The sequence below is a fragment of the Halogeometricum borinquense DSM 11551 genome (genome assembly GCF_000172995.2).
GTDB classification, from domain to species: Archaea; Halobacteriota; Halobacteria; order Halobacteriales; family Haloferacaceae; genus Halogeometricum; species Halogeometricum borinquense.
Genome location: NC_014731.1, coordinates 310,822 through 327,534 on the forward strand (window position 1 = coordinate 310,822; position 16,713 = coordinate 327,534).

Annotated in this window: 14 protein-coding genes; 8 read left to right on the forward strand and 6 right to left on the reverse strand. The window is 54.7% G+C overall.

What is annotated here, in order from left to right; all coding sequences use genetic code 11:
- Positions 1 to 360: 360 nt before the first annotated feature.
- Positions 361 to 1,224, forward strand: a complete 864-nt coding sequence (locus HBOR_RS19510) for a superantigen-like protein SSL4 (RefSeq protein ID WP_006054532.1) — start codon at positions 361 to 363, stop codon at positions 1,222 to 1,224.
- 1 nt (position 1,225) lies between these two features.
- The gene (locus HBOR_RS17190; protein ID WP_241432322.1) at positions 1,226 to 1,855 is read left to right on the forward strand and encodes a PH domain-containing protein; all 630 of its coding nucleotides are present in this window, start codon (positions 1,226 to 1,228) and stop codon (positions 1,853 to 1,855) included.
- A 115-nt stretch (positions 1,856 to 1,970) separates the two neighbouring features.
- Here the strand turns inward: HBOR_RS17190 and HBOR_RS17195 are convergent, their stop codons facing one another.
- The gene (locus HBOR_RS17195; protein ID WP_006054530.1) at positions 1,971 to 2,942 is read right to left on the reverse strand and encodes a hypothetical protein; all 972 of its coding nucleotides are present in this window, start codon (positions 2,940 to 2,942) and stop codon (positions 1,971 to 1,973) included.
- 86 nt (positions 2,943 to 3,028) lie between these two features.
- Here HBOR_RS17195 and HBOR_RS17200 point away from each other — a divergent pair, with 86 nt between their 5' ends.
- Positions 3,029 to 6,301, forward strand: coding sequence for an ATP-dependent DNA helicase (locus HBOR_RS17200; protein WP_013440789.1), 3,273 nt, complete (start codon positions 3,029 to 3,031; stop codon positions 6,299 to 6,301).
- A 248-nt stretch (positions 6,302 to 6,549) separates the two neighbouring features.
- Here the strand turns inward: HBOR_RS17200 and HBOR_RS17205 are convergent, their stop codons facing one another.
- From HBOR_RS17205 to HBOR_RS17215, 3 genes are all read right to left on the reverse strand, one after another.
- Positions 6,550 to 8,130 (reverse strand): ATP-binding protein, encoded by a 1,581-nt coding sequence (locus HBOR_RS17205; RefSeq protein WP_006054528.1) that lies wholly within the window; start codon positions 8,128 to 8,130, stop codon positions 6,550 to 6,552.
- Between the two features lie 438 nt (positions 8,131 to 8,568).
- A complete protein-coding gene (locus tag HBOR_RS17210) occupies positions 8,569 to 9,897 on the reverse strand; it encodes an ADP-ribosylglycohydrolase family protein (protein WP_013440791.1) in 1,329 nt (442 codons plus the stop codon).
- Between the two features lie 186 nt (positions 9,898 to 10,083).
- Entirely contained in the window at positions 10,084 to 10,269 is a 186-nt protein-coding gene (locus tag HBOR_RS17215) for a DUF4177 domain-containing protein (protein WP_006054526.1), read from the reverse strand.
- 216 nt (positions 10,270 to 10,485) lie between these two features.
- On the opposite strand from HBOR_RS17215, the gene HBOR_RS17220 reads away from it, so the two are divergent.
- The 4 genes from HBOR_RS17220 (at position 10,486) to mntA (ending at position 13,009) form a co-directional block, all read left to right on the forward strand.
- Entirely contained in the window at positions 10,486 to 11,142 is a 657-nt protein-coding gene (locus HBOR_RS17220; RefSeq protein WP_013440792.1) for a ribonuclease HI family protein, read from the forward strand.
- A gap of 107 nt (positions 11,143 to 11,249) precedes the next feature.
- Positions 11,250 to 11,963, forward strand: a complete 714-nt coding sequence (sfsA, locus tag HBOR_RS17225) for a DNA/RNA nuclease SfsA (protein ID WP_241432321.1) — start codon at positions 11,250 to 11,252, stop codon at positions 11,961 to 11,963.
- A gap of 48 nt (positions 11,964 to 12,011) precedes the next feature.
- Positions 12,012 to 12,344, forward strand: coding sequence for a hypothetical protein (locus HBOR_RS17230; RefSeq protein ID WP_006054523.1), 333 nt, complete (start codon positions 12,012 to 12,014; stop codon positions 12,342 to 12,344).
- Between the two features lie 266 nt (positions 12,345 to 12,610).
- Positions 12,611 to 13,009 carry a type VII toxin-antitoxin system MntA family adenylyltransferase antitoxin gene (gene mntA, locus HBOR_RS17235; protein ID WP_006054522.1) on the forward strand — a complete coding sequence of 133 codons (399 nt, stop codon included), beginning with the start codon at positions 12,611 to 12,613 and terminating at the stop codon, positions 13,007 to 13,009.
- Positions 13,010 to 13,278: 269 nt separating this feature from the next.
- Here the strand turns inward: mntA and HBOR_RS19515 are convergent, their stop codons facing one another.
- The gene (locus tag HBOR_RS19515; protein WP_193788266.1) at positions 13,279 to 13,839 is read right to left on the reverse strand and encodes a hypothetical protein; all 561 of its coding nucleotides are present in this window, start codon (positions 13,837 to 13,839) and stop codon (positions 13,279 to 13,281) included.
- 1,207 nt (positions 13,840 to 15,046) lie between these two features.
- Between HBOR_RS19515 and HBOR_RS17250 the strand changes: the two genes are divergently transcribed.
- Positions 15,047 to 15,814 (forward strand): helix-turn-helix transcriptional regulator, encoded by a 768-nt coding sequence (locus tag HBOR_RS17250; protein ID WP_006054518.1) that lies wholly within the window; start codon positions 15,047 to 15,049, stop codon positions 15,812 to 15,814.
- Positions 15,815 to 15,818: 4 nt separating this feature from the next.
- Here the strand turns inward: HBOR_RS17250 and HBOR_RS17255 are convergent, their stop codons facing one another.
- Positions 15,819 to 16,310, reverse strand: coding sequence for a hypothetical protein (locus HBOR_RS17255; protein WP_006054517.1), 492 nt, complete (start codon positions 16,308 to 16,310; stop codon positions 15,819 to 15,821).
- Positions 16,311 to 16,713: the final 403 nt, after the last annotated feature.

Below are 16,713 nucleotides of genomic sequence, written 5' to 3' on the forward strand. Positions count from 1 at the left end.
ATGATCTGTGTGAGTGTTGTTACAGCTGACAATAATTGGGAGACACGAACTTCTTTCGGTGTTTGTCTGCAGTTTGAACAGCTATCGAAGAATGTCGACGACCCCCTTCGACATAGCTGGTTGAGTAATCATTCTGTGGAAAATAGGGCTGACAGAACTGGTTAGAGAACATTGCTGTACGGATACTCCTAAGCGTCGTGATGCGTGACTAACAACAAGTATGACTTACCCTCAGACGGATTCACTATCACATATGATACTCTGACGAAGTGTTAAATACAACCGTCATTTTATTTCGTTTGGGTGTACACAGTGAGAAAAGTCCGATCTTATGGGGTGTTGCTTGTCTTGTGCATACTGATGGTCTCTAGTGTGTTTGTAGCCACACCAGTTGCGTCTGCTGAGGATGATGATCATGGGGTCAATGAATCGAAATTACAAGAACAAGCAATTAATCCTGAGCTCCGACCGTTTTTGTGGAAAGACGGTGCGGGGCAGTACCCCTCGTACAAACGGCAGGAAGTCGCGGGGTTCAGCGGCTATCTAGAACGAAAAAGTGCAGATCGACTCACTACACTGCGGTATAATTTCAATGAATCTGTATTCAGCGACGAGTATGATACATATCTGGTCATTGCTCGCGTGGCGTGGCATGCAAATGGGAATGGAGACCAAGAACGCGCTGTGACCAACCAAGGTCAACAGGATATCCCCGGCAGTAGTGCGAATGAGGACTGGGGAACCGTCCGGTTGCCGCTGGCTCCAGATGACGATCCGTTCGTCAAGCTTTCTGCAGAGTATGAAACTGGCTACTTGTCGTCTGGAACTGCCGTTGTGCGTGTACAACGTATTACTGTTATTCCTGCTCGCCTCGTTGGGAGACTCTCTAATGAGGAGGTGCTGGAAATTACTTCACAGTCTGGTGATGCCGACACTACTCGGACCGTCACGAATACGGAGCCGGCTACAACACCATCTCCCAGTGTGCAATCTACTTCTATCCCCTCTCCCACACCGACGGCTGTTCCTCCGACGGCCCAACCCATTGTCAGCCCTACGCCGATTACGCCTGATGTGACCACTGATTCGAAACTCTACGATGACCGCGGTCTATTCTTGCCGAACGACGAACTATTGCAGGCAGGGTTGAATGCGTGGGTGTTGTCTGTGCTTGGGTTTGTAGTTTCAATCATAGGTGTTGGGTACTCAATGTGGAGGGACTAACATGTCTGGCTCAATTTCGCTCCTCTGGAGTCTCGTGTCTGGTGGGCTGTTGGCAATTGTTGGTGGTGTAATTGGATTAAACAGCAATCCGCCATTGATGTATGCCGGGTATCCCCCGGCGTTTTTCGGACTCTTTGCGATCCTCGGTGGGACGTATTCATACCTCCTATCCCCGCAGACGATGACTCCGCGCGGTGGGGAGGCAATTGTCTTTCAGACAGAGCCAACACAGTGGGTCGCTGGCAGTAAATCAGTCGGCGGTCTCGCTCTCGCATCAATCGGTGTGTGGGGCATTGCAGAAACGTCACTGCCGCTTGCGTATCCGGTTTGTGTCAGCGTCGTTGGCGTTTGGTTTTACACCCTCGGGCTGACTCGGCTCTGGCGCAACTCGCTAACGAAGTACTACGTCACCACCGACCGAGTCGTCGAAACGTACCAACTACTCAGCGTCACTCAGAAGACAATGCCGCAACGACAGGTCCAGGGCATCGAAAAGCGGAAAACGCTCATCGAGAGGTTGTTGTCTGTCGGCCATGTCCGCATTGAGTCTGCGGGAGACACTGGGACATCGAGAATCATCGCTCGGAATATCCGGGACCCAACACAGCTTGTCAACGCGATTCGAGAGTGAGTTCTCCCACTATGGAGGCAGAAAAGCCCGGTCTAAGATAGTTGGAATGGTTAACCCAGTGAGTCACCCAACAAGCAAACAAAGTGAGTTCCCTAGGACCTAGCCCCGAGGCGATTCACTCAAGGTTGCCTTCATTTTCGAGTCGCCGCATCACTTCTTTGTGTTGCTGTTCAGCGGCATCTTCAGGTGTATAGCGGTCACCACCCGTGTAATCGTCGTCTTCCCACGGTTTGTCAGGACCAACACCGACCGGCGGCGTATCACCGTGAGTCGTATCACACGTGAGGCAGGTCCAGAGTGCGACACCATCAACGTGGACCGAGGGGTGGCCCCCGTCATACCCGTCGAAAATATGCTGTGTCGCCTCGCCACAGTTCGGACAGCTCCGATTTCGAACTGTTTTGTCGGTGGTGTTGCGCTTGCGGTCGTAAAGGACTGCAGGAACCACCCAGTAGTCGTGGCTCTCACAGTGTGGTTTCTCGTCGAAGTCTGCCAGTCGGTCCTTGTCAACGAGCCCGTCACCGTTCTCGGTGAAGATGTACGGGTCGCTGTCCGAAAGGGGTGAATTGGTCACATCGGGTGATTCTTCGACGGATAGTGTCGTCTCCCAGTCGGTCTTATCAACCGCGGTCTCGAAGAGTCGCTGCCCGTCGTTGGAGTCCAGCGGGACTGCGTCGGGGAGGCTTCCCCACCCAGCGGTCAGTATTTGGGCGGGGTCGTCGATATCGTAGAACAGTTCATAGCTGCTACGCGACTTGTGGCCTCCGTCTCGAAGGCGGAACGATGAACTTCCGATGGCGAGCGCATGGTAGCGATTTGATGCTGGGATGATGGCGATCGCAGTCTTCGAAATCGACCACTCGTAGTCGGTAGCGTCGGCCGCTCGCGGCGATGACTCGCGGTGGTCGACACAGCGAGCGCGCGTCGGTGGAATCGACCCGCCACAGACTTCACAGTGTGCTGGGCTGGCTTCGACATCGTGGTTTGCAAATTGCCACTCATGCTGATGAGACTGTCTTCCGGTGTGATTTGGTCCGCCTGCTGTGCCAGGGAGTTCCTCTCGTGGAATCCGACCTTCGTCGTCCATCAGGCACCCATAGAGGCGGCTTGTATTTATGTTGTAAACATAATATGTCCGAATAGAATATACGTATTGATATTGAATAAATGCCAATGCCACCGAGCGATGACCAGAATACTGGTGACTCACCCCATGTTCCCCCATGGATATCTGACGGAGAGACGGCTGATCCAGACATTATCAACGTTGATTCGAAGCATGATTCGACAGAATCTCCTGACTCACTGACTAGAGGTGTGGGTCCGGTCACTGTTTCTGACCTCGACAGAACATGGGCACCCTACTTTCGGTACGACTCTGTCTACCAAGACCAGATTGATGCAGTTGATACGTTCCTTGAACTCCTCTCGGAGAACGGCTATTACGTTTTTGAGGGAGCATGTGGGACTGGCAAGACGTTGGCGGCCGTCACTGGCGGGATTCACGCGATTCGCGACCAGTCGACACTGACGAAGACCCTTGACAACGTTTCTGGAGACTTTCCTGACTACTCGCGGCTGTTCGTGGTTACGCCACTCAAACAGCAACTCCACCAGTTCGTCCGGGAAATGAAGGGTATCAATGCGTCCCTTCCTGAAGCTAAAGCTCCCGTCTCAACGGTCGTGATCAGGGGTCGAACTGATATGATGCCGTATGCGTACGTCGACTTCCCACCGTTCGATAGACACGGTGTCGGTGAGAAGATGGATGATCTTAGGGAGATGACGCGAAAGCTCATCAAGTTCGATAGCGACATTCCACTGGACTGGCCGGGGGACATGTCACCACCAGATTTCTCAAAGGTTGACTACAACTGGGAAGAAGCTAGCTTGACAGCGGAAGACCACCGTGAACGGTTTCGATACGATCCCGTTCGAGCAGAGGCAGTCACCCGAATCGTCAAGGATATGGATCCAAGAGGCGACGAGAGTTTCGATCGCCTGACAGTCAATGGTGTTGAGACACCATATCCGGACCTCGTTCCTCATACGAACGACGTCGTCGATACAGACGTACTCCAGCGACGAGGGACAGGCCAACTTTCCGTTGGGCTTCAGGGCAAGTTCGATCCGTTCTATGCCGGGGCGTTCATGGAGGACGGTTTGCCGTTCGACTTCCATCACGCGGACCATCACGTATTCGACCAAGAGACGCTTTTCCAGACAGCGGCCTCTCGAGGTATCTGTCCACACGAGGCGATGGCGATGCTGGCAGGTCGGGCGGAGGTCGTTCTCGGGAACTACTACCACCTCTTCGACCCCCAGACCCGGCTACTGACCGACGATAAAATTGGTCTACTGGACTCGGAAACCATCGTTGCCGTCGACGAGGGGCACCAGATTGAGGAGCGGGTCCGCGATATGCTCTCGATGTCGCTGGATATCTATACACTTGACCGGGCAATTAACGACATCGAGATCACACGAAATTACGCGGTGGGTGACCTCGCCAAGACGCCTACGCCGAACCTCAATACCAGCGACGCAAGATTGGCCGAATCGCTGGCTGACAGCGCACTCGATACGGTCGGAAACTACTCTGTGACTCCTGAAGATCTCGCTGAGGTCGAACAGCTACTTCGATTCGCCAAGCAAAAGCTGACTGTCTACGGTTCGGACGCCGTGAGCGAGCGCTACCAGGACATCTCGTGGCAGGATGCCGTCGAACGCTGGGGTGCAGACCCTATCGAGAACGCGCTTTCTGACCCAGAGTGTCCCGACGAGTCCGACGAGTTCCTTACGGACGCGATTGCTGAGGACGACTTTGACACTCGCTCGTTCTTCAAGGTCTATCCGGCGATGTTAGGGACGAAGTTCGTGTTCGAGGCACTCGAAGAGGCGGGGATCCACGACCGAACCCCACAGGGCGTAGAGGTTGGGAAGTTCTTCAAACGCTGGGCAGCCGAGGGTACCGTTGAGTACCACCGTGAGGTCGTCCTCGACGACCGGCGAAAGGAGACCATACCGACGGAGTTCCCCGACTGGGTGAAGGCGTGGACACCGAAATTCCAGCTATTCAACTGCATCCCTCGGGACGAACTCCAAGCGGTGTTCGGAGAACTGGGCGGGGGCGTCCTCATGAGTGCGACCCTCCAGCCTGAGGAGGTTTATACTGAGGCGGTCGGCATCAACGATATCCCGTTCCCCACGGAAGACGAAGAGGACGACGATGCCGAGGAGACGGACGTGGTGACGAAGCCCTCTGCGGGAACGAGCCACGATAACTCCGACATCCGTCCAACCGCGTTTGAGCAGTACCCATTGCGATTCCCTCAGGAGAACCGGGTGTCGCTTATCGCCGACCTCCCGAAGTTCACGAACCGGAATCGAGGGAAACGAACGACTGACCCGCGCCAGATGAAGCCGGTCCGTAAGCAGTATGCAGATCTTATTGAACAAGCGATTGCCGGCCGTGGGAATATCCTCGTGGCGATGCCGAACTACCGGGAAGCGGAGTGGGCATATAACTATCTCAAGAAGCAAGGGTCGTCCAAACGGTTTCACCTCGACCAGTCGAGTTCGGCGCTCGAAACCGACGAGACGCTGGAGTCGTTCTTTGCCGACGGTGACGCGGTCATCTTCACCAGTTCGCGCGGCACGATCACTGAAGGCGTTGACTATGACGGCGAGAAGTTGCACGGATGCGTGGCCGTGGGGATTCCGCTTCTTCCAACAAACTCGAAGCGTATTGATGCTGTGATAGAGGCCTATGACGAGCGTATTGGTGTCAAATCGGGATTCGAGACGGCGCTTATGATCCCAGCTGTTCGGAAAGTTCGCCAGGCGTTCGGCCGGGTGATTCGTGGGTCGGACGAAGCTGGCTTCCGTCTCCTCGTCGATGAGCGCTACGGATCGACAGGTTGGGACGGTGTGAACGAGTACCTCTCCGAACAAGAAAGAGAAGAGTTCCAGACTGCAGACCCAGAATTCATCAGCCAGATGATCTCGACGTTTTGGGACGACGTGGACGAACGGGAACGGGAGCGAGAGGCGGAGGACGACCCGAAGAAGAGTGATATAGAAACGACGAGAACCACGGCGCCGACCGACGATATAGTCCAGAAGTCGGCTGTCGGGACGGAAGCAGGCGGTACCAATCAAAAATCCACGACCGAAGTGACGGCAACGAGTGATCCCTCGGCAACGTACTCGAAAATCTACTTTGGAGATGGTTCAAACCTCTCCAACTGGACTCCCATTAGGACCGATATCGCCGAGAACGAAATCATCCCTATCGTGCGTGAACACACAGTAGATGAAGAGAGCGGTACGGAGTACATCCAACTCAACTTCGCCAAGGAACTCTCAGTCAGTGGTTGGACAAAAGTCGATGCAGAGATTGTCCATACGCAAATCGAGCCGATAGCAAAACGGGCGAGGAAGTAGCAGATCAGGGTTCACCCATAGAAAAATCCGGTTCTGTAGTTTCGCTAGACCGAGACGCCGCACCTGCAATAAGATAACAGCCAATGAACTGCATTGGAGAACTGCAGTTCTGTATTGTTAATCTGTGAAGGGATTAGAACTGATGAACGGGCTTCACGCGGAACGTATCTGGGTCAGCGTTCGGCGTCGTGGGCACCGTCCGGAAGAAACGCTGTCTGAGAATGAGAGTAGATCGCGAAAGAAGCATACTATCCGTCTTCAGAATCGGTGATTACCTCCGTATATCCGAGCTTGATGTGGCGCCATTCGAGGTGTTTCGCATCCTGTTCGGCGGCCTTGAGCTTGGCTTGGTTCGCGAGCGCCTCTAGGTCAGCACCCGACCAGCCGTCAGTATGTTCCGCAAGACGCTTGACATGGTCTTCCGTCAATTTGTGTGGAACGTCCAGTACGGTCAGCTTGAGGATCTCTGTCCGTGCTTTGATGTCGGGGAGTCCGATCTCGAACTCACAGTCAATACGACCAGGACGAAGGATTGCTTCGTCCATCCCATCCCGCTGGTTCGTCGTCAGCAGCAGGATGAAATCCTGCTCCTCCTTGGTGAGCGCAGAGAGGAACATATTCGTGACCTTCTGATCCTCCGCGTGTGCGTTCTCACCCCGCGTGCGGTCGCTCAGTAGCTGTTCAGCCTCGTCGATGAAGACGACGCCGCCGAGGTGCTGCGCTTCCTCGAACAGCCGCTTGATGAGCTGTGGGCTCTTGTTAATGTACTCGTGGGTGAGGTCAGCCTGCGTCAGTTCGACGAAAGGCCGGTCAAGAGCGTTCGCGATCGCCCGAGCGAATAGCGTCTTCCCCGTCCCCGGCGGGCCTTGGAACAGGAGGCCACGCGACGGCTCCACGTCGAACCGATCGTAGCTCTCGCTGTCCGACTGTAGCGGATTGATGACCTGACTGGAGAGTTCCTCCTTGACGTCGTTGTAGCCACCGATGTCTTCGAACCGAACCTCCGGTGGCTCCTCCCAGGGATACGCGAATGATTCTATCCCGGTGTCCTCATCGTCCTCATCGCCCTCGTCAAGGTACTCTTCGGTGCTGTCGGCGTCTTCTTCCGTCAAGGCTTCTTCCGCGTTCTGCTGGACTATTTTCACCAATTTCTCTTTGTCAATATCGGGCTCCGGATCACTCTCGGCAGGATTGATCGAGTGGTTGTGGTTCGATTGCTCCGCCTCCGACTTGTCGTTCGATTCAGTCGGTTGACTGGCCGGCGTGTCAGATCCAGTCTCTCCTACCGTGGAAGTGGAATCCGTTTGCCACTGGGTTTCACGATTCTTGGACTCAAATTCTGGGGAATACGTCCCGTATGGATGTTCTCCTCCGAAGGTTGCGTTTTCGTACTTTCTAGATCCGAAGGGGCTCGTATCCAGATACCTCTCAATTGGATTCCCGGTCATATGGGCGACGCATGCTGCGACTGCGGTCGCGATACCCGCGCTGGCGAACACCTCAGTATTGCCAGTCCCATTGATCCATTCGACAGGGGAATATCCTAGGGTAATCCCGTGGAGAGTAACGATTCCGACCGCGAAAGCGCCAGCAACGATGCCCGTGTGAATGGGCTCCCAGAGATCCACATGCAGGTGGATCAACGCGCTGAGAATGACCACTACCAATAGTAGCGCCGGAGCGTTTGTCATGCTGCCGAACGCAACCAGCAGTACGATCTGCAAGGTCATTCTCTTGAAGGGAAGCCGTTCTTCTTCTTCCCAGTAATAAAACCACGTCAGGCTCATCCAGATGTAGGCGATGGCAAATAGCAGTAAGCTAAGACTCATGCTGTGTTCCTCCTTGAGTCGGGTGAACGGGAGAGAAGCCCAGCGCTCGGGCCGCAGGTGCGGGCACGCGCCGCCGGGAGTCGAGGTGGGCTTTCATCCGTTCTTACTACCTGTTTCTGAGATTTCAGTTATAAAGTTCCGCCTCTGAAAGGTAGATCGGAACTAGTACGGCGGCACGAACCGATGTTTGGAGAAGGAAGCCGAGAACGCGGCTACGAGTCACCGACTGCGAGTGTAACCGTTCGCAAAGCTGCGTCTTGGCTAACGCCATACACATCGACGAGGACGTTCGCGAGCTGGTCTCGAGATGGGTGCTCGCCGTTGTGCTCGTCCAGATAGTAGCTGATCGCTGGCCGGACGCACCCACAAAGATACTCAGCTACGCCTCTATCTCTCTCCCGCGGAGTTGCGTAGCAAAAACAAACGAACAGCGACCGTCTACGCTCGACCGCTATTCCGCGCTAACTTGCGGCTCTGTCGAGCGATCTTGGAACCAGTTTTGATTCCGCGTTCAGTAAGCTGGCCGGCTTCAAGCAGGTCGGGGATGATGTAATCCTCATAGGAGTCGATATCCATCCTGAGATCGTTCAGCCAGCGGGCTGGGAACGTCGAATCAGGCTTATGATCGACGCGGTAGAGACGCCATCCTGCACCAAATCGTGCTCCGACGATAGTGCCGGCGACAGCGCCGATCGTATCCGCATCACCGCCGTTGTTCACAGCGGAAACGATTGCGTCTTCGGCAGAGTCAGCGGTGAGGCCGTAGTAGAGCGCGGTCTCAAGCGTATCAAGGACGAATCCACTGTTCTCAAGGTCATCCTCACTGACCTCATCTGGAACCCGCTCCAGCCGTTCTACAAGTTCTGCGGGTGCGTCATCAGAGAGAGCCGTAAGAGCGACCTGCAGCGGTTCTTCTGAACCGTTGAGTATCGCTGCCAGCGTTAGGTTGAGGACCGCGCATCCGTGCGTGCAACGCGGGTCTGCATGCGTGATTTCAGACGACTTCCGGCTCATCTCTTGGAGCATCTGTTGGTCGTCAGGGTACGCAATTGCGAGTGGAGCGCACCGCATTACACTCCCGTTCCCTGCAGCGTTGTTCGCACCACGAGATTCGAGCGTTTTGTGCCCGGCTTCACTAGCCGGGACACCATTCTGAAGCCACGTGATGGAACTAATCGTCGTCACGCCGACGTCGAATGGGTCCGACTCGAACCACTCCACCAACTGTTCAGCGTACCGGGCAGCGTTGAACTCACCGTGCGCAAGGAGGTTCGCAACTAGATAGAGTGCAAGGTTCGTATCGTCAGTAACCGTCCCTGCCGGCTGGTTGTGGCTACCGTCCCCGAAGAACTTGGTAACGGTCCCGTGTTCCGCTTCGATTTCACTCGAGGACATGAACTCAACAGGACGCCCGAGCGCATCGCCACATGCGAGACCGAGGATGATACCGATAGAACGGTCGAGTCGCGTAATCAGTTCTTGGTCGTCGACGTCCCGCCCGATCGTGTTGTCTGCAGTTGCTTCCAGCCCCCACGTGCGCCGGATCCGCTCGGCCTGGAGAGAGAGTTGGCGACTGGACTGGTGCTCAGACGGCGTTTCGAGGAGGTCGAACCCGGTCAGGTCGGTGTACCTCGTGACGAGCTCGTAGTCGGACTTGAAGGGATGAAGTTCGTAGAAGTGACCTTCCGTCGGTAACGGCTTATCCAGGTCGCTGTATGGGGCGTGATCGTAGTTGTTCCCCTTAGTAAACGGATTCTCCGGAGGCATTGTAACATCCGACTCATCTTCCATACCGAATCGGTAGATGACACTACACAATAATTACCTAGCTCATCACGGGGATCACGGACTGCAGCCGTTGGCTCCCCTGACTGAGAGGAATGCTCTGATGGCATCGGGATGTCAAGCGTCGAGATTGGGGAGTGTGCGGTTGGGACACATGCCCCAGTCTAATTATGCCTCGCGTTGCAAGAGGAGACTCACTGTCGCGCCACGCTTGTCAGTAATCGGAGCGACGACATCCCAGCCATCTGCCCCGAGTTCGTTCAGTCGCCCAACCGGCGGGTCAACGTTGCCACCGAGTCCAGCCACCATGACGCTGCTGTCGACTTCGACAGTCCGATATTCGTAAGAGGGCATGCGCATGCTCTGATGACGACCAGTAGCAAACCTCTTGTGATTTTCGCAGTGGTGGAGAGGTGCTGCTGCACCACTGATCGGTACTCCGCGTTCACGCGGAGGAGGATGTCAACTGGCTCGGGTACCGAAGGGCGATATGCAGTCGTTCGCTCAACCATGGGGACTATCAAAAGAGAGTATGATGTACCAGTATCGAGTTCAAAAGAGGCTCATGACGTGACTCGTAAACCGCTCCCCACCGAACATCTCTCACCACTCGCTACGCTCGTGGATGAAGTACTTGCATGCGTTGGGTACGAGATGGCGGCCGCCACCGACATCATCGACGACGCTGTCCCCGGCTACGGCGGCCTCTTCGACCCTGCGACGACCCCCGGAGAGTTGCGACACGCGCTCGACAGCGTGCTGGCATCAGACCTCAGCCGGCCTCCCGCCCCTGAGTCGACGGACGACTCGTTCATCCTTTACGTCGATGGCGGTTCACGCGGCAACCCCGGCCCAGCGGGTGCAGGCGCGGTCATCATGGACGCCACCGAAACCGAACTCGCCCGGCTCGGCCGTCCTGTCGGCTCCCGGACGGGGAACAACACCGCCGAGTACGTTGCCCTCCAACTGGGACTTTCCGAACTACTGGCTCGCTACGACCCCCGGAGCCTAGAAGTACGCATTGACTCGATGACGGTCATCAGGGACGCCTGGGATGACGACGACCCGACAGAGCCAGGCGTCGAGACGTACAGCGAGGCGATCGCCACGGCACTCTTGAGCGTTCCAGAACACCGGTACACGCATCTCGCGGATAGTGACCCAAACCCAGCCGATGCGCTGGCGACAGTCGGGGCCGATATCGCAGCATTAGGACCCGGATCGTGAACCGCCTCGCTTATCTGTAGAGCTTCATCGCCCGAGACCCCAGACCGAGCGCATCGTCAAGACGAACGATTGGTATCCCGTCAGCCGCAATGTACGGACACACTCGAATGGACTCGCTACTCACGATCGATGACGAGCTATGCACTGGAACCATCGTCGACCGGCCCAATCGGTTCGTCGTCCGCGTTCGGTTCGAAGACGAGCCAGAACGTGTCTTCCTCGGGGACCCTGGCGCGCTCGAAGGGACGATCGAACCGGGACACGAGATTCTCTGTGCACCAGTCGACGATCCGGAGCGGGCGACAGACTACGACGCTATCGCCGTCCATGTTGACACCGTGTACGTGAGCGTTCGACCGGCGTTAGCGAACGACCTCTTCGAGCGCGCACTCGGCCGCAACGCGATTCCTGCGTTCGACGGATACACCTGCCGAAAACGAGAACCTGCGCTGCCCGACCACGGCCGGACGGATTTCCGTCTCGAGACACCGAGCGGCAACACCGCCTCCGTCGAAATCAAATCCTGCACCCACGTCGAAGACCGCATCGCCAAGTTTCCAGATCGGCAGACTGAGCGTGGTCGGCGTCACCTCCGAAGCCTCGAAGCGCTCTGTGAAGACGGCCACGAGACGCATGTCGTGTTCGTGGTGCAGCGACCTGACGTCGAACGCTTCCGACCCTACCGAGATGTCGATCCGGAGTTCGCCGAACTACTCAGCCAGGTGCAGGAAACTGGGGTGGGCGTACACGCGATAACCACCTCGTTTAAGCCGCCCCACTACGTGCTTCGGAAAGACGATCTGCCCGTGGACATCGACTGACAGGCGTCAGCTCAAGGATTGAATAACGGCCAGTCCGTATGTGTTCGTATGGCAAAGCGATTCGTTCGAGCCCGGCCGAAGCGCGATCAACTCCCGGACCTGCGGGAGCGACTCGAGAGCGGTGAGATCGAAGCGATGGAGCCGTTCGGCCGTGCGATGACGAAGGCGTTAGAGAACGCGCGATTCGACCCGGCGAGTGGAGAGGCGATTTGGATCGAGGAGGATTACTGCGTTCCACCACTCGCGATGGAACGGGCAGAAGTCCTTGACGACTACTTCACAGAGATCACGATCGTCGAGGAGGATGTCGACGAAGCCGCCGGGTGGCAACAGATAGACGACCTGCCGGGGTTGTGGGAGCAGATACTCGACCAAGCCTAACGATGGTCGGACTGAGGCGTTTGCTATTCCGTCGGCAGACTGCGTCTGGCGGGCACTCAGAACGCAGATCGGTCTGGTGACGCCCTGTAGGGCGGGGAGAATGTCGAATGCAGCACCGACAACCCGTGTCCAACCACCGGGATAATTGAGGCATTATATGACACAGGCACGTTGGTCACAATAATGAGAACCGTTGAGTCAGCTGATATCAACGATTCCCGCCCGCTCGAGAAACTTCGAGCGGTTCTACAGGAACACTCGGTACAGTGTGCACCCTCTTCGGTTCCCACGCCACCGGAACGACACATCCAACAAGTGATACCGACATTGCAGTAGAGCTTGAGACGACCGACCGTGAGGACCCCGCGTACAACGACGCATTCTTCGGTCTCAGTGCGGATCTGAGCGATGCGCTCGGAACGGATGACGTATACCTCGTCGACATCCACACACTCTCACCAAGCGTTGCTGCGTCGGTGTTCGAAGCGGGAGTTCTACGTATCGGCGACGTAGCTCATGCTGAAGACCTTCGTCAACGTGTGACCAATACAGACGCTCCAGACCAGTCCCCACGCGAACGTTTCGACACTGCACTTGCAAAGATTGATGACCATCTCGGTGGGTCTGGCGTCACGGCAACAGATGGCAACGACCGTGAGCGATGACAGATTACATGTTGTTAGGGCGTCGTGTTAGGGGTACATGGAGCAGAATAGCAAGTATGGTGGGTGGGGAAAAATCTCAGACATAGGTGTTGCTGTGTTTTGCTTGCTGGGAAGCGTTTTCATATTATTTATGTCGCACGCGCTAGCTAGTGCTGGAATCTTGACCATTGCAGGGATCGCTCTATTGCGACTTCGATCGCAGGATGTGCGTGACTGGACCGACGAGCACACAAGACTGTTCCAGTTGATTTTGGTCCTAATCGGTCTAGTTATGCTAGTTGATGTGTATCCTGTGGAAGCGCTTCCTTGAGATTGTTATCTACGAGTAGTGGATGAGTTGCTTGGTCCCCGAGGTCGCAAAGGAGACGGCGAGGACGACGAACGGCACGAGTAGCGCGCCGACGGCTCAGGAGAAGGCGACGACCGAAACCGCAGTGGCCGCCGACGCCAACGCGAGATAGACGCCGTAGGTGAGCGCCCGACGCCGAAGGGAACGGCGGATCGCATCGCCGCCGCCGTCGGAGAGGGAAAAGCGGGGTCTTCTCGGTCCCGCGGATGGTCGGCGTCCCCGCATCGACGGACAGCTCGCCGTGGACCGTCAGCCGGGCCCCCTCGGGGACGGCCTTCGACAGGAAGTAGTCGTTCTTCAGGTCGATGTCCGGGTCATCGACGACGACGCCTCGGAGCCGTTCGAGCGGCAGTTCCGTCGAGTGATCAGCCAGCTGGACGTACGGCGAATTCCTGAGGTAGACGTGCCCGTCCGGCTCGGGGGGAAGCCGACCGGCCGTACCGCCGCCAGCCGGTCGGCGTCGTGGACGTCTCGCAGCCACCCCGGGTCGACCCGGAGCTTCCCGTTCTCGGTCGCGACGGTGAACGATCCGAACTCGACGCCGGAGGCGAACCGCACGACCGTCGCTCGAAAGGTTTCGGCCAGCTCTTCTCCGTTGGCTCATTTCGTAGATGAGTTATTGACCGCAGTTGTACCGTTCACCGTAGTTGAGTTGGTCAATAAATTCCGTTGGACAGTAGACCTGCAGTTCCACGTCTCACAGATCTAAGTACGGTCTGCTGGAGTGATTGAGATTATTCGAGGGGGCAGAAAAGATTTCCAACGAACTTCCTTGTTCCTACAGATTGCAGATGAGAGAATGGAACTGATGTACGAGTCCACTCTATTAGAAAAATATTATCCATACTATTTTGCATATTTTTAAGTAATATCATCGATCCGACGAGGGTCGTGAAGAATACGATAACAACAACAGCTCTTCAGAGAGTCCTTGGCTCAGCATTTCCTCCAATAGCAACGCCAGCGAGCATAGCTACAATCAATGCAGTAAATAATTCAATAGAACTGAAATAATAACGGTCTCACATTCCTATTTCCCTGATTCGCGATTGTGTCGAGTCTATCTCTCTGGGATGGATTCGCGGTAGTCTGTCATTTCTAAAATGTATGATCTGCTCCAGTATTGTGGTAATCTACAGTTGGAAAGCGGCAGGTGTAGGCAGTAGTGCGTTCTCATATGCATTCTTAGTTATTTCACAGTACCCGAGTACTATTTAATATTAAAATAGTGTATCTACTGCTATAGTTCTTCTATATAGTAGTGTACATCGTAGATATACGAACAATCTGGCGATTGATTAGCGTCGGATTCAAAAATGTCGTGAAGTGTGGGTGGTCGAAGCGAAATTTGTCACCGATACCGTGTTTATTCTCCAATGTAGTTCTCCTGGAGACCTCCCGTCCGTCGTGTTCTGGGCTTGTGGCGTGCCAGCGAGTAAAATCGAGCAATCCGAATCGTGGGTACGTAGACGTTAATCATGTCATATGTTCTATCATTACAATATTATTCTTGTAAGGCCGGAATATGCCAGCCTCCATTCAGAATTCCAGTCGAACTGGAATCTTCTTCTGATCGCTTCGTACAGACCAATATCGAACGAAAACAAAAATAAAAAATTCGCGGCTGTAGCTGACAGGCAGTAATTGTTATATTTCGTCAGCTAAGACAAGTGGCCGCAAGAGAAAATATGGAGACAACAATCCGAAAGCGCCATGACATCCTAGAGGAACTCGTCGATAGCTCGCAGTCAAAGCCAGATTTGGTCTCTCAGATGGACCTTTCGAGGTCAACAATCGACCGAGGAGTGAACGAGTTGCTTGAGCACGACTGCATAACGAGGACTGGTTCGACCTACGAAGCCACGGAAACCGGTCGGTTAGCCATCAGAGAATACGAGCGGTACCTCCGGTTTGTAGAAACCATAAAAGCATCACCGAAAATACTCAACGAAGTTCCGACGAATACGTTTGACACCGTTTTCTTACGAGATGCAGATTTCGATCTCGTTGACGACCAGCAACCGTGGGCGGTGCTCGAGAAGAGTACAGAACTTATGAAAAACGCGAAATCTCTGAAAGGCACGGTCCCCGTCATTTTCCAGCGGCATTTTGCTGACTTGACTGACTCCTTTGACACTGGCAAGGAAGTGGAACTAATCTGGGACAACTCCCTGTATCACTCGCTGAGTGAGGAAATGCAAGAGATGATAGCTACTTTTCAGGAGTACGACCAAGCTACAATGTACCGAACTGATTTAACAGATTCATACGCAATCTGGATACTGGACTCTCCGGAAGGAAATCACGCTAGTATCGCGGTCTTCACGAATGGCGGAATTCGTGGAATCATCCGCAATGATACTTGTGCCGCGGTTGATTGGGCGCTGTCTCAATACGAACAGCGGAAAGAAAGTGCGGTAAGTATCACGTCGAGACACACCCACAACTGTAACTGAAAGACTACTTAGAATTCGCGGTCGTTTGGTCTTTCGGCACTATGTAGTCGTCCACCATTGTTATCTCCCCGTTGGCCTGTTGGTGCCGCACGAGAATGAAGGTGTCACTGTCAGGAACCCACTCGAACTGAAGCACCAGGAGATACCGGTACAGAGAACGGTTTTGTTGAGCAGATTCGACGTCTGCTTCCAGTCGGACATCGATGGTAGTGCGAGCCTCATTATTTACCGTAGGCACGTGCGCATAGAGATCGGTAAGTTTTCCGCTGGAGACAAAGTTACCCGTGATAACGAGTTCTGCTTCGTTTCGTGAGTAGAGTATCTGTGCTGTGTGGTCAGTGTCCGCCGTTTGGTTCTTTCTCCAAGTGACCTCGCGTGATTCAAGATTGATTGACCGCTCATTCGGGTTCTCGTCAAGTACTGTACATCCCGCAAGCGTTGTTAGTAGTACAGTGCCAACCGTACGCCGACTGAGAACGTGATCTCGCTCACTCATATCTACGGTTTTGCATGTCATGGGGGATTTATCTTTTCTTTCAGGGTTAGTGATGTGCCTCACTCTCTGTGGGAATGACCACCTGCTGACAAACTCTCTCAAAGGATACCTAAAAGTATAACAAGATGAAGATTCAGTCAGGAATTAAAATAAAGAAATCAGCAAAATCATGATGAAAGTGTCGTATACAATGTCACGAGACAGCGAAAGCGACTTGGCAAAAAATGGCACAGGAGTGACTCGACGAGGCGCGCTGAAAGGCCTCGGTGGAGTAGTAGTTGGTAGTGCCGCACTTGGGTCGAGTGCAAGCACTGGTGCTGTAGCATACGAAACTGACCCGAACGCAGATTCTAACAAATGCGGACCCAGACCGAGCCCATGGAAAGATCATGGTGAATATGAT